Origin of the sequence: Lawsonibacter asaccharolyticus, from assembly GCF_022453915.1 — a bacterium.
GTDB classification, from domain to species: domain Bacteria; phylum Bacillota; class Clostridia; order Oscillospirales; family Oscillospiraceae; genus Lawsonibacter; species Lawsonibacter asaccharolyticus.
Window position 1 is genome coordinate 184,197 of sequence record NZ_CP091870.1, and the last position, 18,127, is coordinate 202,323.

Here is an 18,127-nt window from a genome sequence, read left to right on the forward strand (position 1 = left end):
CCTGCATCCGAATGGAATAACTTGCCCTGCATGACAAAGGGGGTGTCCCATGAGAGAAAAAATTTTGGCCCACCGCATCCGCTGGCTTATCGGTCTCTGTACATTTCTGGTGCTTTTCGGCTGTTCTGGCTTCCCCATCTATAATTTCACCACAGGGCGGCAGCTTGGCAGCTGGTATTTTATGCTAATGCTCTGTATCGGTTACTTTGAAATCGGACAGCTCCTGGGTGTGCTGTATAGCCGGAACAAGGTGTGGAGATCAGCTGCCCTTGCCCTCGGTATGACGCTTTTGGGGCTGGCCTGCCGGTTTTTGATGGAGTTTGGTGAGGTGTCCAATACCTGCAACTTTACGCCCCCCAATGTGGCGCTCCACCTCTCTGTCGCTGCGGTGATCACCGCCCTGGGGTCCCTGTCCTTTGTGGACGGTCGGCGGCCACCCCTGGGAAAAGACTGAACTTTCCGGTCTCTCCGCACATCAACTTTTGAAGAAGGTGATCTCATGTCCATCATTTTGATCCATCCATACCCGGGCCGGCCGGAGGCGGACGTCCGCCTGTCCGGTATCCTCTCCCACGCCCTGGCGGACCGGGAGGGGAGGACCATCCGCACCGCGGAGGAGCTGGACCTGAGGCCGGGAGACCGGGTCCTGTTTGCCCTGGCCCTGGACGGGGCGGGACAGAATTTGGAGTATTACCGCATGCTCTCCCGGCTGCGGCGGGAGCCGGACCTGCTGGAGGGATGCACCGCCGCGCTGATCGTGGATGGCCCCGGAGAGCTGTACACCAAATCCACCGCCGGAGAGCTGGCCCTGGCCGCAGATATGGCGGGATGCGCCCTCATCGGGCGGCCGCTGGTGGAGGGGACGGGCTCCCTGGCCAACTTCCGCGTCCAGGCCAAAAACCTGGGCACCGACCTGATGGGGGCCTATCTGGCGGCGGCACAGGAGCTGGTCCAGCGTCTGGACACCTTCACTTTCCCCCAAAAGGAGCGGCCTGAGCTGCTGGTCCTCCACGCCTCCAGCCACCACACATCCAACACCATGGCCCTGTGGGCAGGGGTGCGGGAGCGGCTGGGGGAGGTGTGCAGTGTCCAGGAGATCGGCCTGCGCAACGGGACACTGGACGACTGCTCCGGCTGTCCCTACACCATGTGTATCCACTTCGGGGAGAAGGGGGAGTGCTTCTATGGCGGAGTCATGTCCCGGGAGGTCTATCCCGCGGTGCGCCGGGCCGACGGGGTGGTCATGCTGTGCCCCAACTACAACGACGCACTCTCCGCCAATCTCACTGCCTTCATCAACCGCCTCACCGCCCTGTTCCGCCAGACCCGCTTCTATGACAAGGCCCTGTTCGCCCTGGTGGTCTCTGGCTATTCGGGCAGCGACTTGGTGGCCCGGCAGCTGATCTCGGCCATGAACATGAACAAGTCCTTCTATGTGCCAGGACGCTTTGCCCTGCTGGAGACAGCCAATGACCCAGGGGAGGCCATGGGGCTGCCCGGAGTCCGGGATCGGTTGGACCGGTTCGCGGACCATATGCTGGAAGTCCTGGCCCGGCGGGCTTGAAGAGGGCCCTTCTCCCTCGGTGAAAGGCATGGCGGGGCGGGGGAGAAGATTATTCCGCAGACAGCAAAGGGCTCCACACCCATCAAGGGCGTGGAGCTCTTTTGATCCTTCAGCGCTGGGGCAGGTAGCTCACAGGGTCCACCGCCTTGCCGTCCTGGGCCATCTCCAGATGGAGATGGGAGGGGCGGCTGCTCTCGGCGATGGCGGTCTCACCCACCACGCCCAGCACGGTGCCGGTGCTGACGGTGTCGCCCTCCGAAACAGTTGGCTTGGCGCTGAGGTTGCAGTAGGTGCTGGTCAGGCCGTCCCCGTGGTCCACTACCACGCAGGTGCCCATCAGGTCGTCATCGTAGACTCCCTGGACCGTGCCCGCGCTGATGGCCAGCACGTTGGTGCCCACGCTGGCGGCGATGTCCACGCCGCTGTGGGTGCGCCAGTCGCCCATGGTCTCATCATAGGCCAGCACCTCCAGGCTGAAGCCGGAGAGGATCTCCCCCTTTACCGGCCAGGTGAAGACAGCAGGAACAGGGTCCTCCTCCACCGGCTGGACCGTCTCGGCCGGCTCCTCCTCCACGGTCTGGGGGAGGGAAGCCTCCTGGCTCCCGCTGTCCTCTGGCTCGGTCACAGTAGGCGTGGTGGGTGTGGTGACAGAGGGAGTGGTATGGGGGGGAGCCGCATTCTGGCTGCTGTCGGGAAGGACCACGGTGGGGCTGCCGGTGACCGGTTCCGCCTCTCCGGGGGTGCTGCTGACGGTGCGAACAAGGTAATAGCCCGAAATTCCAATGGTGGCGACACAGAGGAAAAGGACTATGTAGAAGCCCTTTCCCAGTACGAAGTCGCCCAGTTTCTGAAATACGGTTCGTTTCATGGAACCACCTCCGAAGCCTATTGTGGACAGGCCCGGGGATGGTTATACATTCCAGAGAAAAAATTTTATGGAACTTCTGCCCTCTGAGCAAAAATCGACCGCGCGATGAGCACGGCGGGGGACTGCCCTCAGATCATGGAAGGCAATCCAGAGAAAAGCAGACCCGGTCCTCCTGCTCTTCAAAGCCGGTTTTTTGATAAAAGTGGTAAGCGGGCGCGTTTCTTTTGGTCTGGAGCGAGATGTTCCGAAAGCCGTGCTGACAGGCATAATTTCGGATCAGCTGGATCCACAGGGACCCGAACCCTTGTCCCTGATGTTCTGAGGCAATGCACAGGTCGTCAATGCAGTATTCAATGCCATTGTACCAGTGCCGCAGACGGCCCAGAGAGATCCCAATCAGGACATCTTCCGAAAAAAGTCCCAGGGCCAAAGAATTCTGATTGCCCATCACGTCCAGAATATAGGAATGAAACACATCCTCATCCTCCCAGCGGTCACACCAGGGTTCCGCCGAAAAGGCATCCCGGATCAGTCCTTTGACGGCCTGCTCATGCGCCATCCCCAATACTTTTAACATCATTTCTGTTGACCTCCTTTTCTCTGTTTCCATAAAAAAAGCCAGACTGAAACAGCCTGACTGATGGTAGGTGCTCACCCAATAGGTCTATTGTTATAATATCATATTGCCTGGCAAAAAGCAACCGGAGGGAAAAAGGCCGCCGGAGGAAATCGTCTCCTGATTCCGACCATGTTTTTCCAAATAATGGATTATAATGTGGGGCACAACGTTCCGGACAAGCCGGAAGCTACATAGGAGGAGACGAGATGGCGGCCAGAGAGGATCTGAAAATGCGGCTGACGAGGCTGCGGGGGCAGACGGCCCGGCTGGGGCGGACAGGGCTGAGCGGCCCGGCGGTGCTGCGGACGGCAGAGGTGGGCATCCATCTAATGCTGGCGGCGGTGCTGGCAGGGGCGGAGGTGTTCGGCGGCTTCGCCCCCTTCGGCGTGGCCATGGTGGGGGCATCAGGCACCGGACTGTGCGGCGGGGCGGCCCTGCTGGGGGCGGGATTCGGCTATCTGACCCTGCTGGGCTTCTCTGATGCGCTGCGCTATCTGTCCGCTGCCATCCTGACCTTCGCGGTGGGCTTTGCCTTTTACGACATGAAGCTCTTCCAGAGGCCCTGGACCATGCCCGGGGTGGCAGGCCTGATGAACGGCTGCACCGGCTTCATCTACCTGTCCCAGGGGGGCTGGCGAACAGTGGACGTGATCTACTTCCTTAGTGAGATCGCCCTGACGGTGGCCGCGGCCTGGTGCTACCGGGTGCTGCTGCTGCCTATACGGCGGGGGAGCGGGGAGGGGGTATGCTCCGCAGCCCGGCGGACCGGGGCCCTGGTCCTGGTGTGTACCACCTTGATCTCCCTCTCCAACCTGTATCTATGGAAGGATGTCTCCTTCGGCCGGACGCTGGGAGCCTGTCTGGTGCTGGCGGGGGCCTGGCAGGGCGGACTGGCGGCAGGAGCCGTACTTGGGGTGACCATCGGCTTGTCCATGGATCTGGCGGGCTCGGGCGTCCCACTCTACGCCATGGCCTGGGGGCTGGCCGCTCTGGCAGCAGGGGCCTTCCGGGGCAAGAAACGGGTGTGGGCGGCGGCGGCCTTCGCGGCGGCGGACGGGGCCGCCGTCCTGTGGACCTGGGACCGGGGGCTGACCCTGGCCATCCTGTATGAGGTGTTTCTGGGTTCGGTGGCTTTTTTCATGGTGCCGGAGCGCCAGTGGAAGCGCTTGGGAGGCCTGCTGGCCCCAGCCCCGACGGCGCCCCCGGATGGCAGGGCCCAGGGCTATGTGCAGAAAAAGCTGGAGGCCACCGCCGCCGCCTTCCGTACCTTGTACGAGTCCCTGCGGGGCTCCTTCCGGGTGCCGGAGAACGACAACGATGTGGCGGCGGTCTTTGACCGGGCGGCCTGTCGGGTGTGCCGGACCTGCTCCCTCCGGTCCAGCTGCTGGGAGCGGGACTATGTGACCACCTTCAACGCTCTCAACGACGCCACGGCCCCCATGCTGGAGCGGGGGCGGGGAGTGGCCAGCGACTACCCCCGCTACTTCGCCGACCGCTGCCTCCACTTCCCCGCCTTTGTGGAGGCGGTGAACCAGGAGCTCACCGCCCTGCTCTACCGCCGGCAGTACAACAGCCGCATCCGGGAGAGCCGGGCGGCGGTGTGCCGGCAGTATGGGGAGCTGTCCGCCCTTCTGGGGACGGCGGCGGCAGAGCTGAGCCGGGAGCTGATCCCGGACCCGGCAGGCAATCAGAAGCTGAGGCGGCACCTGGCTCTGCTGGGACTGGAGATGGAGACGGCGGTGTACCGGGACGAGTACGGCCGTCTGCGGGCGGAGCTGAAGGGGGAGGGATGCCAGACTCTGGACACACCGGAGGAGTTGGCCGCCCTATCGGATCTGCTGGGTGTGCCTACCCGGGCGGAGGCGGGGGAGGAGAGCCTGACTCTGATCCAGCTGGAGCCGCTGATGGCGGTAGCGGGCGTGGCAGCCCGGAAGAAGGACGGGGAGACGGTGAGCGGGGACGCCGGGACCTACTTCAAGCGGGAGGACGGCACCCTCTATGTGCTGCTGTGCGACGGCATGGGGAGCGGGCCCGGGGCGGGCCGGGAGAGCTCCCTGGCTGTCCGCCTGCTGGAGCAGTTCCTGATGGCGGGGGTGGAGACGGGCCACGCCCTGGCCACACTGAATTCTGCCCTGGCCCTTCGGGGAGAGGAGGAGGGGGGGTTCACCACAGTGGACCTGCTCCAGGTGGACCTGTTCACAGGGGAGGGGGCGGTGTACAAGCTGGGAGCTGCCCCCACCTATGTGCGGAGAGGGAGCTCGGTGCGGCGGATCGCAGGCAGCTCCCTGCCCGCTGGGCTGGCCCCTTCGGAGCACGCGGTGCCCGACCATACCCGGCTGCGGCTGGAGGCGGGGGACTGCGTCCTTATGGTCAGCGACGGCATCGCCGGAACTGGGGACGACGCCTGGGTCCGGGAGCGGCTGGCTAAATTCGATGGGGAGAGCCCCAAGGAGCTGGCCCGGAGTCTGATCACCGACAGCCCGGAGGGAGCCACCGATGACCGCACCGCCTTGGTGGTGCGGATCGCGCGGAGAACGTAGAGGTCAAGTGCGCGGACCCTTTGCCTGGCAGCAAATGCCCCTGGCGGCCGTATGGATGCGGCCGCCAGGGGCATTTTCCTACGGGATCAAAGCCGCCCCTGGAGCACCGGGATGAGAAGGATCACGGCCAGATTGACCGCACATACCAGCGCCAGGGACAGCAGCTGCTCCTTGGATTCATCGTCCATCTCCGCCCCTCCTTCAGATCTCTTGGCAAGATCCAGTGTACGGCGGGCCGGGCCGGAATATACCCGGTAAAATTGGGCAAGAATAACTGTGTACACAGGGGGCTCACGGCAGGGGCCCCGGAAACGGAGGAGGTATCTCATGGTCAAAGGCATCACACGCCAGGTCATCCTGGTGAAATCCCCGGACCCCAAGCTCTTCGAGGAGGCCATTTTCATCGTGAAAGAAGAGGCATTGGCCAGAGAGGGGGTCAGCGCGGACCAGGTCATCCGGGAGGCCAGACAGGCGGCGGACGGCTATCTCCGCCGCAGCCGGGCATGGAACGCCCGGGGCAGGCAGCTTCCCGGACCGGCCTGGGGAGCTGCGGGGGCGGTCCTGGCCTCGCTGGCCTGGGGGCTGGGTCTGTTTCTGCTGTAACAGACCTGAGGCGCATGCATACAATGGGATGTGGACCGGGCGGCGGCGGACCCGTCTGCCCGGGCTCCCGGTCCAAGGCTGATAAAGGAGCTTACTTATGTGCGGTATCTGCGGATTTTGTGATTTTACCCGGGACAACGCGGGCCCGGTCTGGCGGGAAGCGGGAGAGCGGATGGGGGAGACCCTTGCCCACCGGGGGCCGGATGGAAAGGGACTCTGGCAGGGAGCGGACTGCGTCCTGGTCCACCGACGCCTGGCGGTCATCGACCCGGAGCGGGGGCAGCAGCCTATGGCCCGGGTGCGGGACGGCGTGGAATATGTGTTGATCTACAACGGCGAGCTCTATAACACCGATGAGCTGCGCCGGGAGCTTCGGAAGCTGGGCTTCTCCTTTGAGACGGAGTCGGACACCGAGGTGCTGCTCAACGCCTGCATCGCCTGGGGGGATGGGGCGGCCCAACGGCTGGAGGGCATCTTCGCCTTTGCTTTCTGGGATGGGGGGCGGAGGCGGCTGATGTGCTGCAGGGACCGGTTCGGCGTCAAGCCATTCTTCTATGCCTGGAAGGACGGGGCACTGGTGTTTGCATCCGAGCTGAAGGCACTGTTCCAATATCCGGGCCTAGAGCCACGGCTGGGCCGGCAGGGGCTGTGCGAGGTGCTGGGCATCGGCCCCGCCCGTACAGCGGGGGCAGGTGTATTCGAGGGGGTCCGGGAACTGAAGGGGGGCTGTCAGCTGACGGCCGGCCCGGAGGGCCTCCAGATCCGTCGGTACTGGGCACTGGAGAGCCGCCCCCACGAGGACGGCTACGAGGAGACGGTGGAGAAGGTGCGCCATCTCCTGGAGGGAGCGATCCGGCGGCAGCTGGTCAGCGACGTGCCCCTGTGCACCTTCCTGTCTGGCGGGCTGGACTCCTCCATCATTACCGCGGTGGCCGCCCGGGCCTATCAGGAGCAGGGGCGGGAGCCCCTGGAGACCTACTCCTTTGACTATGTGGGCAACCGGAAGCATTTCAAGGCGTCCGCTTTCCAGCCGGACGCCGACGCTCCCTGGGTAAAGAAGGCGGTCCGGGCACTGGGTACCCGACACCGGGTGCTGCGGTGCGACATCCCCTCCCTGCTCCAGCTGCTCCCTGAGGCCGTGGAGGCCAAGGACCTGCCGGGGATGGCGGATGTGGACTCCTCCCTGCTGTATTTCTGCCGGAAGGTGGCGGAGCGGCACACGGTGGCCCTCTCCGGGGAGTGCGCTGACGAGGTGTTTGGCGGCTACCCCTGGTTTGAGCGGTCGGAGCTGCTGGAGGCGGACACCTTCCCCTGGTGTCCAGACCTGGAGTTCCGAAGGGCGGTGGTGAAGCCAGAGCTGTGGGAGAGCCTCCAGGTGGAGGACTATGTCCAGGCCCGCTACCAGCAGTCCCTGGCGGAGATGCCGGACCTGCCGGGGGAGGCCCTGTGGGAACGCCGCCGCCGGGAGGTCGGCTGGCTGTCCCTGAACTGGTTCATGTCCACCCTGCTGGACCGGAAGGACCGCATGAGTATGGCCGCCGGGCTGGAGGTGCGGGTCCCCTTCTGTGACCACCATCTGGTGGAGTATGTGTGGAACATCCCCTGGGCAATGAAGGCTATGAACGGGCAGCGCAAGCAGGTGCTGAGGGACGCGGCCGAAGGCCTGCTCCCGGAGGAGCTGCTCCGCCGGCCCAAGAGCCCCTACCCCAAGACCCACGACCCCCTGTATGAGCAGCTGGTCCGGGCCAGGCTGCTCACCATCCTGGACGACCGGGACGCCCCCATCCACAGCCTGGTGGACGAGAAAGCCCTGCGCGCAGGGCTGTTGTCCGACGCAGGGGACTATGGAAAGCCCTGGTTCGGGCAGCTGATGGCCGGGCCCCAGATGCTGGCCTACCTCATTCAGATCAACGAATGGATGTCCCGATACCAGTTGACTGTCTGACCTGCGGTGACAGTGCGTTTCTCCTGTTTGTTCCTCCTGCTTTCTGGCGCGCCCCATCCGGGGCGCGCTTTTTTGTCCCTGGCTTTATGATTTCTTAAGAAAACCCTAAGAGCTCCTTTAGAGCATTTGAAGCAACTGTATGGTATCATTCATACAGTTTCAATAAACCATTTTGGGGCGGCGGAGCCGCCTGCGGCAAGGAGCGCATGAATATGGAAGAAATCTTGAAGGTCACAGACCTAAAAAAGGTCTATGGAAAGCGGGGGGCCGCTACGACGGCCCTGAACGGGGTCAGCTTTTCCCTGAGAGGCGGAGAATATGTGGGCATCATGGGGGCCTCCGGCTCGGGCAAGACCACTCTGCTCAACTGTGTCTCCACCATCGACCGGCCCACCTCCGGCTCCATCTTGGTAGATGGGAAGGAATTGTCCGACCTGAGGGGAAAGGAACTGGCCCGCTTCCGCCGGGAACGGCTGGGCTTTATCTTTCAGGACTGCAACCTGCTGGACACCCTGACGGCCTTTGAGAATATCGCCCTGGCCCTGTCCATCGTCAGGACGCCGGCGGGAGAGATCCGGGAACAGGTGGAGGAGAACGCCCGGCTGCTGGGCATCCAGGACTGTCTGGACAAATACCCCTACCAGATGTCCGGCGGGCAGCAGCAGCGCTGCGCTGCGGCCCGGGCCATAGTCACCCGACCCGCCCTGGTGCTGGCCGACGAGCCCACCGGCGCGCTGGACTCCAGATCCGCCCGGATGCTGCTGGAGCGGCTGGAGGAGCTGAACCAGATCCGGCAGACCACCATTCTGATGGTGACCCACGACGCCTTCACCGCCAGCTGCTGCCACCGGGTGATCTTCCTGCGGGACGGGCAGATCTTCCTGGAACTGAGCCGGGGCGGGATGGACCGGCGGGCGTTCTTCGCCCAGATCATCCGGGTAGTGTCCCAACTGGGAGGAGAGATGGAAGATGTTCTCTAAGCTGGCCCTGCGGAACGTCCGCCGCTCCTTTCGGGACTACGGGGTGTATCTGCTCACCCTCACCTTTGGCGTGTGTCTGTTTTATACCTTTAATTCCATCGACGGGCAGGGGGTAATGGTCTATCTGGCTCAGAGCCAAAACCCCATGGCCCAGCTGATCCAGACCATTCTGGATATTTTCTCCGTCTTTGTGGCGGTGGTGCTGGCCTGTTTGATCCTGTATGCCAACACGTTCCTCATCCGCCGACGCAAGCGGGAGCTGGGGACCTATCTGCTGCTGGGCCTGAGCCAGCGGCAGGTGTCAGGACTGCTGGTGCTGGAGACGCTGGTCATCGGCCTGATCTCTCTGGCGGCGGGGCTGCTGTTGGGCCTAGCGGCCTCCCAGGGCCTGTCTGCCCTCACTCTGTCCATGTTCTCCATCCGGGTAGACGCCTTCGCCCTGGCCTTCTCCCCTCGGGCAGCGGTGCGCACAGTGGGCTATTTCGGCCTGATCTTTCTGCTCGTGATGGTGTTCAGCGGCATCCAGGTGTCCCGGGCCCGGCTCATCGACCTAATGCAGGGGGAGCGGAAAAATGAGGAGCTGCGGGAGAGGCCCCTGGGGCTGGCGGTGGTCCAGTTCGTGCTGGGGGCGGTCTGCCTGGCGGCCGCCTATGCCATCCTGCTGACCTTTGGCATGGCCATCGCTGTGGCGGTCCTGCCCATCTGTGCGGCCATGCTGTTCCTGGGCACCCTGGGCACTCTGCTGATCTTTAAGTCCCTGTCCGGCTTTGTGGTGAAGCTGGTCCAGAGCCGGCCCGGGCTCTACTTCCGGGGGCTGAACCTATTCACCCTGCGCCAGTGGCTGAGCAGGGTCCACTCCACCTACCTGTCCATGACGGTCATCTGCATCCTGCTGCTGCTGGCCGTCGGCATCACCGCCAGCTCCATCGGACTCAACTCCACCTTGGAGGCGGCGGCCGATGAAGAGGCTCCCTTTGATCTGACGGTACAGAATCAGTCCGCCGACAGCGCGGGCCTTGTGGACTTCCCGGCCGTGCTGGCGGAGGGCGGCTTTGACCTGGACCGTCTGGGAGAGCAGCTGGACGTACTGTTTTACTACAATGACCCAGCGGTCACCGGGGTGGAGGAGGTGTCGGCGGCTATCCGGCTCTCCGACTATAACGCCCTGCTGGCCCACGGCGGGCGGGGGAGCTGTCATGAGGAGGTGCCCATGGTGCCTGACGACCCAGAGCGCCGGGCGGTCACCGGCGGGCTGTCCCTGAGCTACGCAGTGGTCCCAGACGAGCTGGCTGGACAGCTGGAGGTGCGGCGGCAGGTGTGGTTTGTGGACTACGCCGGAGGGGACGAGGAGCGGACGGAGGCCGAGTTGATCCAGCTGATCCGCCCCCTGGACCTGGACTACGCCCTCCACTTCTCCAGCCGCCTGGACGCCTATCAGAGCATCATGGGCTCCAAGATCCTGGCCCTGTTTCTGGGGCTGTATCTGGGCTTCACCTTCCTGCTGGCGGCGGCCGCGGTGCTGGCCCTCCAGCAGCTGAGCCAGGCGGCGGACAACCAGAAGCGGTACGCCATGCTCCGCCGGCTGGGGGCGGACGACGGCCTCATCGCCCGCTCGGCCTCCCAGCAGGTGGCTCTGGCCTTCCTGATGCCCCTGGGGCTGGCCCTGATCCACTCCATGGTGGGGATGAAGGCGGCCAACGACATCATTGCCACGGCGGGCGAGGTGGACTCGGTGGGGAGCAGCCTGGCCACAGCCGCTGTGCTGATCCTGGTCTACGGAGGCTACTTCCTGGCCACAGCCCTGGCCTGCCGTCGGATGGCCCGGCAGAGCTGGACCAAGCTTGAATGAAAGAACAGCGGCTCCGCGGAAGAGAGCTTCCACGGAGCCGCTGATTTGATGTTTTTAAAATTTTGCGCCGCCGAACTCTGCCAGCTGAAGGCCCTTGTTCCGGTCCTGGACCCACTGGATGGACCACTGGGAGGCGAACAGCAGCAGCTGATTGCCCTTGTAGTCCTCCACCAGCTTGGCGTCGTTGGGGAGCAGCAGGTCCTCCTCCTTCAGCGGGGGGGTGTCCTCGTCCTCCTTCACGATCCAGCGCAGGTACTCGAAGGGCAGGCCCTCCTTGTACAGCTCCACGTTGTACTCGCTGCGCAGGCGGTACTCCAGCACGTCGAACTGAAGGGTGCCCACCACGCCTACGATGACCTCCTCCATGCCGGTGTAGGGGGTCTTGAAGATCTGAATGGCGCCCTCCTGGGCGATCTGCTCCACCCCCTTGAGAAACTGCTTGCGCTTCATGGTGTCCACCGAGCGGATACGCTCAAAGTGCTCCGGGGCGAAGGTGGGGATGGGGTCGAACTGGAACTTTTTCCCTGGGGCGCACAGGGTGTCCCCGATGGAGAAGATGCCCGGGTCGAACACGCCGATGATGTCCCCGGCGTAGGCCTCCTCGATGATCTCCCGTTCTGCCGCCATCAGCTGCTGGGGGCGGGAAAGACGGATCTTCTTCCCGCCCTGGAGGTGGTAGACCTCCTTATCCGCATCAAAACGGCCGGACACCACCCGCATAAAGGCGATGCGGTCCCGGTGGGCCTTGTTCATGTTGGCCTGGATCTTGAAGACAAAGGCGGAGAAATCGTCATCAAAGGAGTCGATGATATCCTCTCCCGCCTTCCGGGGCAGGGGAGGCGTGGTCATGCGGAGAAATTCCTCCAGAAAGGGCTCCACGCCGAAGTTGGTGAGGGCGGAGCCGAAGAACACCGGAGACAGCTTCCCGTGGCGCACCCGGTCCATGTCGAAGTCGCAGGAGGCCCCGTCCAGCAGCTCGATCTCGTCGGTGAGCTGGTCCTTTTTGGCCTGGCCGATGAGCCCGGCCAGAGCCGGGTCGTCCAGCTCGATCTGGGTGGCAGTGGCGGCCCTGGCGTTGGTGTTGGAGGTGAAATGGATGATCTGGCGGTTCTGGCGGTCGTAGACGCCCTGGAACTCCTTGCCGCAGCCGATGGGCCAGTTCATGGCGTAGGTGTCGATGCCCAGCTCCTTTTCCAGCTCCTCGCACAGCTCAAAGGGGTCCCGGGCCTCCCGGTCCATCTTATTGATGAAGGTGAAGATGGGGATGTCCCGCATGGCGCACACCCTGAACAGCTTCCGGGTCTGGGCCTCCACGCCCTTGGCCGCGTCGATGACCATGACGGCGGAGTCGGCGGCCATCAGGGTGCGGTAGGTGTCCTCAGAAAAGTCCTGGTGTCCCGGGGTGTCCAGGATGTTGATGCAGAAGCCTTCATACTGGAACTGCATCACCGAGGAGGTCACCGAGATGCCGCGCTGCTTCTCGATCTCCATCCAGTCGGAGGTGGCCGCCCGGGTGTTCTTCTTGCCCTTCACCTGGCCGGCCTGGGCGATGGCCCCGCCGTAGAGCAGGAACTTCTCCGTCAGTGTGGTCTTGCCCGCATCGGGATGGGAGATGATGGCAAAGGTCCTTCTGCGCTTGATTTCAGATTCATATTGAGACATGAGCTTCACTCCTGAGTCAGTGGGATGGGGGGGCAGGCGGCGCTCAGCCCTGCTGCTCCTTCTGCCGCTCCAAATACTCGTCATAGGTCAGCTTCCGGTCGATGAGCCTGCCGTCCTCAGTGAAGTCGAAGACCCGGTTGCACACCGTCTGGATGAGCTGGTGATCGTGGGAGGAGACCAGCACATTGCACTTGACCGCCTCCAGGCCGTTGTTCAGGGCGGCGATGGACTCCAGATCCAGGTGGTTGGTGGGCTGGTCCAGCATGAGCACGTTGGCCCCGGACAGCATCATCCGGGAGAGCATGCACCGCACCTTCTCACCGCCGGAGAGGACCTTCACGGGCTTATACACCTCGTCGCCGGAGAAGAGCATCCGGCCCAGGAAGCCACGGAGATACTGCTCCTGGGGATCAGGGGAGAACTGGCGCAGCCACTGTACCAGATTGTCGTCGCAGTCCTTGAAATATTCGGTGTTGTCCTTGGGGAAGTAGGAGAAGGTGGCGGTCTGCCCCCACTTCACAGTGCCCTCGTCGGGCTCCATCTCGCCGGCGAGGATCTTGAACAGGGCGGTGTGAGCGTTCTCATTGTCGCCCACAAAGGCGATCTTGTCCCCGTGCTCCACAATGAAGGAGACCTTGTCCAGCACCTTCACCCCGTCGATGGTCTTGGATACATCGGTGACAAAGAGGATGTCCTTGCCCACCTCCCGGTCGGGGGAAAAGCCCACCCAGGGGTAGCGGCGGGAGGAGGCAGGCATCTCCTCCACGGTGAGCTTGTCCAGCAGCTTGCGCCGGGCAGTGGCCTGCTTGCTCTTGGACTTGTTGGCGGAGAAACGGGAGATGAAGTCCTGGAGCTCCTTGATCTTCTCCTCGTTCTTCTTGTTCTGATTCTTGATGAGCTGCTGCACCAGCTGAGAGGACTCATACCAGAAGTCGTAATTGCCCACGTACATCTTGATCTTGTTGTAGTCGATATCCACGATGTGGGTGCAGATGGTATTGAGGAAATGGCGGTCGTGGCTGACCACGATGACGGTGCCCTCAAAGTCCAGCAGGAAGTCCTCCAGCCAGTTGATGGCGTCGATGTCCAGGTTGTTGGTGGGCTCGTCCATCATCAGAATGTCCGGATTGCCGAACAGGGCCTGGGCCAGCAGCACTTTCACCTTCAGACGGGCATCCAGGGTGGCCATGTCGCTGGTGTGATACTCCGTGCCGATGCCCAGCCCCTGGAGAATGCGGCTGGCGTCACTCTCCGCCTCCCAGCCGCCCAGTTCGGCGTACTCCTCCTCCAGCTCACAGGCCCGCATTCCGTCCTCGTCGGTCATCTCCTCCTTGGCGTAGATGGCCTCTTTCTCCCTGCCCACCTCATACAGGCGCTGGTTGCCCATGATGACGGTGTCCATGACGTTGTAGGCATCATAGGCGTTCTGGTCCTGCTTCAGTACCGACATGCGCACGTTGGGCAGGATGGACACGGTGCCGCTGGTGGATTCCAGGTCCCCGGACAGGATCTTCAAAAAGGTGGACTTGCCAGCCCCGTTGGCGCCGATGATGCCGTAGCAGTTGCCCCGGGTGAATTGCAGGTCCACGTGAGAAAACAGGGGCTGTCCGCCGTACTGCAGCCCCAGATCGGTGACGGTGATCATAGTCGTCTCGCTCCTTACACTCCATGGTAAAAACAGTTTGCGTCCGCTCAGTGCACAAAGGGCGGCACGCCCGCGGTCTGCCCGCCCCGAAACGCCGTGCGGTCCTCTGCACACTGAGGTTACTATCTTATCACAAACAGGAGGAAAAGGATAGAGTATTTTCCGGAAAATTGGGGGCATTTTTTCGTTTACAGCTGTTTTTTTGACCAACAGGACAGCGGAAAGGGAGAAAAAGCGCCCCAGGACTCTCCACTGGGAGATCTCGGGGCGCGGAGGGGGAGTCAGTGCCGTGCGGGCCTCTCCGGCGGACGGGAGGCCAGGCGCAGGGCTCGGCGGAGCTCTGAGGCTCGGGCTGGGGAGAAGGCGGGGGCTCCGCCGCCGAAGTAGAGCTGGTCCAGACAGCGGGCCAGCTCCCCCAGCTCTTGGGCACAGCCGGGCAGCTCCGCCGCCGCCCGGTCCAGGAAGGCGCGGCAGGTCTCCCCCGGCCGGCGGCCCCTGCGGCGGCGCTTCAGGCGGCGGTCCAGCCACACCAGCACGCCGGCGGGGGTATTCCGCCGGGCCAGGTAGGTGAGCTGGAAGCGGACGCGGTCCGCCAGCCGGGACCACAGCATTGCCAGGGTGTCCCGTGGGCTGCGGCGGTCCACGACGCGGCCCCTGCGGACCGGAGGGTGGGACCGGGTGCGGCTTCCGCCCCGGCGGAGGGCCCAAAGGATCGCGCCGACGCCGGCCAGCAGGACCAGGCCGGCCAGCACATAGAGGACCGCATCGCTGCTCTGGACGGCCTCGCCGGCCGGGCCGCCTGCGGCGGAGATGGGATCGGGCAGGTTTAGGGAGCCGGTCTCCGGGGCAGGGAAGAGGGAGAAGAGCCAGCGGAAGAACCGGTCCAGAAGGGCCAGCGCCCCAGAGGCCAGCTCACGCAGCCAGCCGGTGAGGGCGGTGAGGGCCTGGGCGGCGGTGCCGGTGAACAGCAGCACGCACAGGGCTGTGCCCCCGCCCAGGGCGGCCAGCAGAAGGAGAAGGAGCAGACGCCCCCGGAGGGAGCCGGCGGTCTGTCCGCCGGGACGGCTGTTGGAGGCTCTCTGTCCGGCCAGGGCTGCCAGGGCCAGCAGAGTGCCGGCGGCGGGGGCCAGGGCTGTGTCCAGAGGGAGGACCCCGGCGGCGGTGCACAGGGCGGCGGCCAGCAGGACCAGGGAGGCGGTCTCGAAGGAGACCATCAGCTGCTCCGCGGGCGTGGGGCGGATCAGCAGCTCATAGCAGCGGAAGTAGGAGAAGCCCCACATGGCAAGCAGGCACAGCCAGGACAGCAGGGAGGGATAGCGCACCCCCCACAGCCAGACGACGGCCCCCTGGAGGGCCAGAGCGGCCAGCGCCAGAAGCAGGATGGAGCGCTGGGTCCGGGGGCGCCGGAGAAACAGGGCCAGACCCCCACAGGTCAGGGAGAGGCAGACGCACCAGATGAGCAGGCCGGCCGGATCAGACCGGCCGGTCTGACGGAAGGCGAAGATGGAGAACAGGGTGTGCAGGGCAGTCACATTGGACAGCAGGCCGGCCAAATCGACAAGGCAGGAACGGCTCTGGTTCACGGGTGGCTCCCCCCTTTCCGCAGGGAGTCCAAGGAGAGGGACCGGAACCCGGCCCGGGCGGGGACCTCCCAGTCCTGGGCGCACAGCACCCACAGCTGCCCTGGGTCCAGCCGCTCCATCAGGGCGGCGGGGAGGCGGCTGCCGGAGCAGGTGATCAGATAGGCGGTGCCGGACTGGGGGGCCGCGTCGGCGGCGAAGCGGGAGGGGAGAAAGGCCGGCCCCTGGGGGGAGCGACTCTCCTCTGGGACCCGCTGGGCCAGGCAGCGGTAGCCCGCCAGATAGAAGAGCAGGTCGTCCCCGCCGCCCTCCCCGGAGGAGACGGTCATGGGACCGAAGAGGCGGGAGTGGGGGAGGGAGAGGGAGCAGTCCACCCCTGCGCCAGACAGGCCGGAAAGGACGGAGGCCAGTACCTCCAGGGCCCCCTCCAGCTCCCTCCAGTCCTGGGAGAGACCGCAGAAGGACTCCCCATCCAGCAGAAAGCGCAGCCCTCTGGGCTGGATGGTCTGGTACAGGTTCACCGGCGTGCCCTGCTCCCGGGCGGCCATGCGCCAGTTGATATGCTTCCAGCTGTCTCCGGGCTGGTACTCCCGGCAGCCCCGGAGCACGGTGTTGTCCTCCATCCACCCCTGACGGCCGGCGGCGCAGTCCCACTGGGGGCGGAGAAAGAGGGAGAGGTCCACCTCCACCGGCCGGGGATAGACGGCGATGGCCGGGATCTGCCCGGCGGGGAGGGGCTGTTCCCCCTGGACCAGCCCGAAGCCGTCCCCGGAGCGGGCCACCAGTCGGTGGACCCGGTACAGTCCCCGCCGCTGGGCAGTCCAGGTGCTCTCAACCTGGATGGTCTGCCAGCTCCCCACAAAGGAGAAGGACTGGCGCAGGGCGGGGACCGGGGCCCCCCCTTCCTGATCCGGGGCGGGCTGCAGATAGGACTCAAAGGCATCGTCCGGGGTGAGGCACCCCTCCTCCGGGGCGTTTTGGGACAGCTCCAGCCAGATCAGCGGCAGAGCCTTCCCGTTCTCCAGATGGTAGATGAGCTGGGTCTGCTGCCCGGGAAAGAGCCGGGGGCGGGGGCACTCCACCTGGATGGAGACGCCGCGTATGGCTCTGCTCCCCCACCACCGGGCGGCCAGCCCCAGCAGGAGGAAGAACAGGCATACCCCCGCCACCCCGCCGCTGCCCAGGCGCAGGGCCAGCAGGACCCCGGCCCCGAACAGCACCAGGGCGGGGGAGGAGATCAGCAGGCTGGAGCCCCGGCCGAACAGGGCCTTACGCTCCATGGAACTCATCTCCCGCCGCCGGGGGGACGGGGAGCTGGGCGGCGATCTGGTCCAGCACCCCGTCAGCGGTGACACCGGAGAGCCGGGCCTCGTTGGTGAGCAGCAGCCGGTGGGCCAGCACGGGGTGGATCAGGGCCTGGATGTCGTCCGGGGTAACGAAGGAGCGGCCCGCCATGGCGGCCCAGGCCCGGGCGGCCCGGAACAGGGCCCGGGAGGCCCGGGGGCTGGCCCCCATCCGGACCATGGGGTGGCTGCGGGTGGCCCCCACCAAGGAAACCAAGTAGCCGGCCACCTCCGGGGATACCCGGATCTGGGAGAGGGAGTCCTGGGCGGCCACCAGCTCCTCCGGGGAGGTGACAGTCTCCAGACCGTCCAGCGGGATGCTGTCTCCCAGGGAGAAGAGCATCCGCCGCTCCTCCTCAGGGGCGGGGTAGCCCATGGAGAGGCGGATGAGAAAGCGGTCCATCTGGGCGACGGGGAGGCGGAAGGTGCTCTCCGACTCTACCGGGTTCTGGGTGGCCATCACCACAAAGGGGGTGGGGAGGGGAAGGGCCTCGCCGTCGATGGTGACCTGCCGCTCTTCCATGGCCTCCAGCAGGGCGGACTGAGTGCGGGGGACCGCCCGGTTGATCTCGTCGGCCAGCAGCAGATTGGTGAACACGGGGCCGGGCAGGCGGCGGAACTCCCCCCGGTTCCGGTCATAGATGTTCATGCCCAGGATGTCGGCGGGCAGCAGGTCGGGGACGAACTGGATGCGCTTGGATCGGCAGCCGGACACGGCGGCCAGGGTCTTGATCAGGGTGGTCTTGCCTACGCCGGGCAGGTCCTCCAGAAGCACGTGGCCCTGGGAGAGCAGTGCCATGACGATCAGGCGGATCTGCGTCTCCTTGCCGTAGATGATCTTGGCGGTTTCCGCAGTCAGGCGGTCTGCCAGCTGAGCGATATCCATAGGGAGCTCCTCCTTGTGCCGGCTCTCGCCGGTTTTACAGATA

14 protein-coding genes are annotated in these 18,127 nt (G+C 64.7%); 7 read left to right on the forward strand and 7 right to left on the reverse strand.

From position 1 onward, the window contains the following. Window positions 1-49: 49 nt before the first annotated feature. Window positions 50-454 carry a hypothetical protein gene (locus tag L9O85_RS00870; protein WP_256181785.1) on the forward strand — a complete coding sequence of 135 codons (405 nt, stop codon included), beginning with the start codon at window positions 50-52 and terminating at the stop codon, window positions 452-454. A gap of 45 nt (window positions 455-499) precedes the next feature. Further along, complete coding sequence (locus tag L9O85_RS00875) at window positions 500-1,564, forward strand: flavodoxin family protein (RefSeq protein WP_301579216.1); 1,065 nt, start codon at window positions 500-502, stop codon at window positions 1,562-1,564. A 109-nt stretch (window positions 1,565-1,673) separates the two neighbouring features. On the opposite strand, the gene L9O85_RS00880 is transcribed toward L9O85_RS00875, so the two are convergent. Both L9O85_RS00880 and L9O85_RS00885 read right to left on the reverse strand, forming a co-directional pair. Continuing rightward, a complete protein-coding gene (locus L9O85_RS00880) occupies window positions 1,674-2,432 on the reverse strand; it encodes a M23 family metallopeptidase (RefSeq protein ID WP_108980063.1) in 759 nt (252 codons plus the stop codon). A 133-nt stretch (window positions 2,433-2,565) separates the two neighbouring features. Next, window positions 2,566-3,012 carry a GNAT family N-acetyltransferase gene (locus L9O85_RS00885; protein ID WP_050622992.1) on the reverse strand — a complete coding sequence of 149 codons (447 nt, stop codon included), beginning with the start codon at window positions 3,010-3,012 and terminating at the stop codon, window positions 2,566-2,568. A gap of 245 nt (window positions 3,013-3,257) precedes the next feature. On the opposite strand from L9O85_RS00885, the gene L9O85_RS00890 reads away from it, so the two are divergent. From L9O85_RS00890 to L9O85_RS00910, 5 genes are all read left to right on the forward strand, one after another. Continuing rightward, window positions 3,258-5,591 carry a SpoIIE family protein phosphatase gene (locus L9O85_RS00890; protein WP_276756384.1) on the forward strand — a complete coding sequence of 778 codons (2,334 nt, stop codon included), beginning with the start codon at window positions 3,258-3,260 and terminating at the stop codon, window positions 5,589-5,591. 327 nt (window positions 5,592-5,918) lie between these two features. Continuing rightward, window positions 5,919-6,194, forward strand: coding sequence for a hypothetical protein (locus L9O85_RS00895; RefSeq protein ID WP_050622990.1), 276 nt, complete (start codon window positions 5,919-5,921; stop codon window positions 6,192-6,194). A 97-nt stretch (window positions 6,195-6,291) separates the two neighbouring features. Continuing rightward, window positions 6,292-8,139: an asparagine synthase (glutamine-hydrolyzing) gene (gene asnB, locus L9O85_RS00900; protein ID WP_301579220.1), complete on the forward strand. Its 1,848-nt coding sequence runs from the start codon at window positions 6,292-6,294 to the stop codon at window positions 8,137-8,139. Window positions 8,140-8,351: 212 nt separating this feature from the next. After that, window positions 8,352-9,119, forward strand: a complete 768-nt coding sequence (locus tag L9O85_RS00905; RefSeq protein WP_050622988.1) for an ABC transporter ATP-binding protein — start codon at window positions 8,352-8,354, stop codon at window positions 9,117-9,119. After that, window positions 9,109-10,968 (forward strand): ABC transporter permease, encoded by a 1,860-nt coding sequence (locus L9O85_RS00910; protein ID WP_108980058.1) that lies wholly within the window; start codon window positions 9,109-9,111, stop codon window positions 10,966-10,968. The genes L9O85_RS00905 and L9O85_RS00910 overlap by 11 nt, the downstream gene beginning before the upstream one ends. A 54-nt stretch (window positions 10,969-11,022) precedes the next feature. On the opposite strand, the gene L9O85_RS00915 is transcribed toward L9O85_RS00910, so the two are convergent. The 5 genes from L9O85_RS00915 to L9O85_RS00935 form a co-directional block, all read right to left on the reverse strand. Then, the gene (locus L9O85_RS00915; protein ID WP_276756390.1) at window positions 11,023-12,630 is read right to left on the reverse strand and encodes a peptide chain release factor 3; all 1,608 of its coding nucleotides are present in this window, start codon (window positions 12,628-12,630) and stop codon (window positions 11,023-11,025) included. Window positions 12,631-12,673: 43 nt separating this feature from the next. Continuing rightward, window positions 12,674-14,275: an ABC-F family ATP-binding cassette domain-containing protein gene (locus L9O85_RS00920; protein ID WP_050622985.1), complete on the reverse strand. Its 1,602-nt coding sequence runs from the start codon at window positions 14,273-14,275 to the stop codon at window positions 12,674-12,676. A gap of 281 nt (window positions 14,276-14,556) precedes the next feature. After that, window positions 14,557-15,858: a DUF4129 domain-containing protein gene (locus L9O85_RS00925; RefSeq protein ID WP_301579223.1), complete on the reverse strand. Its 1,302-nt coding sequence runs from the start codon at window positions 15,856-15,858 to the stop codon at window positions 14,557-14,559. Next, entirely contained in the window at window positions 15,855-17,135 is a 1,281-nt protein-coding gene (locus L9O85_RS00930; protein ID WP_301579225.1) for a DUF58 domain-containing protein, read from the reverse strand. Before L9O85_RS00930 ends, L9O85_RS00925 begins: the two co-directional genes overlap by 4 nt. Continuing rightward, on the reverse strand, window positions 17,125-18,084 hold the full coding sequence (locus L9O85_RS00935) for an AAA family ATPase (protein WP_301579227.1): 960 nt from the start codon (window positions 18,082-18,084) through the stop codon (window positions 17,125-17,127). Before L9O85_RS00935 ends, L9O85_RS00930 begins: the two co-directional genes overlap by 11 nt. Between the last annotated feature and the right edge of the window lie 43 nt (window positions 18,085-18,127).

Excerpts from the sequence above, each read along its gene's own strand:
- L9O85_RS00875 (WP_301579216.1), top strand. The coding sequence starts at position 500 with ATGTCCATCATTTTGATCCATCCATACCCGGGCCGGCCGGAGGCGGAC.
- L9O85_RS00880 (WP_108980063.1), bottom strand. The coding sequence starts at position 2,432 with ATGAAACGAACCGTATTTCAGAAACTGGGCGACTTCGTACTGGGAAAG.
- L9O85_RS00885 (WP_050622992.1), bottom strand. The coding sequence starts at position 3,012 with ATGATGTTAAAAGTATTGGGGATGGCGCATGAGCAGGCCGTCAAAGGA.
- L9O85_RS00905 (WP_050622988.1), top strand. The coding sequence starts at position 8,352 with ATGGAAGAAATCTTGAAGGTCACAGACCTAAAAAAGGTCTATGGAAAG.
- L9O85_RS00890 (WP_276756384.1), top strand. The coding sequence starts at position 3,258 with ATGGCGGCCAGAGAGGATCTGAAAATGCGGCTGACGAGGCTGCGGGGG.
- L9O85_RS00895 (WP_050622990.1), top strand. The coding sequence starts at position 5,919 with ATGGTCAAAGGCATCACACGCCAGGTCATCCTGGTGAAATCCCCGGAC.
- L9O85_RS00920 (WP_050622985.1), bottom strand. The coding sequence starts at position 14,275 with ATGATCACCGTCACCGATCTGGGGCTGCAGTACGGCGGACAGCCCCTG.
- L9O85_RS00870 (WP_256181785.1), top strand. The coding sequence starts at position 50 with ATGAGAGAAAAAATTTTGGCCCACCGCATCCGCTGGCTTATCGGTCTC.
- L9O85_RS00930 (WP_301579225.1), bottom strand. The coding sequence starts at position 17,135 with ATGGAGCGTAAGGCCCTGTTCGGCCGGGGCTCCAGCCTGCTGATCTCC.
- L9O85_RS00915 (WP_276756390.1), bottom strand. The coding sequence starts at position 12,630 with ATGTCTCAATATGAATCTGAAATCAAGCGCAGAAGGACCTTTGCCATC.
- L9O85_RS00935 (WP_301579227.1), bottom strand. The coding sequence starts at position 18,084 with ATGGATATCGCTCAGCTGGCAGACCGCCTGACTGCGGAAACCGCCAAG.
- L9O85_RS00910 (WP_108980058.1), top strand. The coding sequence starts at position 9,109 with ATGTTCTCTAAGCTGGCCCTGCGGAACGTCCGCCGCTCCTTTCGGGAC.
- asnB (WP_301579220.1), top strand. The coding sequence starts at position 6,292 with ATGTGCGGTATCTGCGGATTTTGTGATTTTACCCGGGACAACGCGGGC.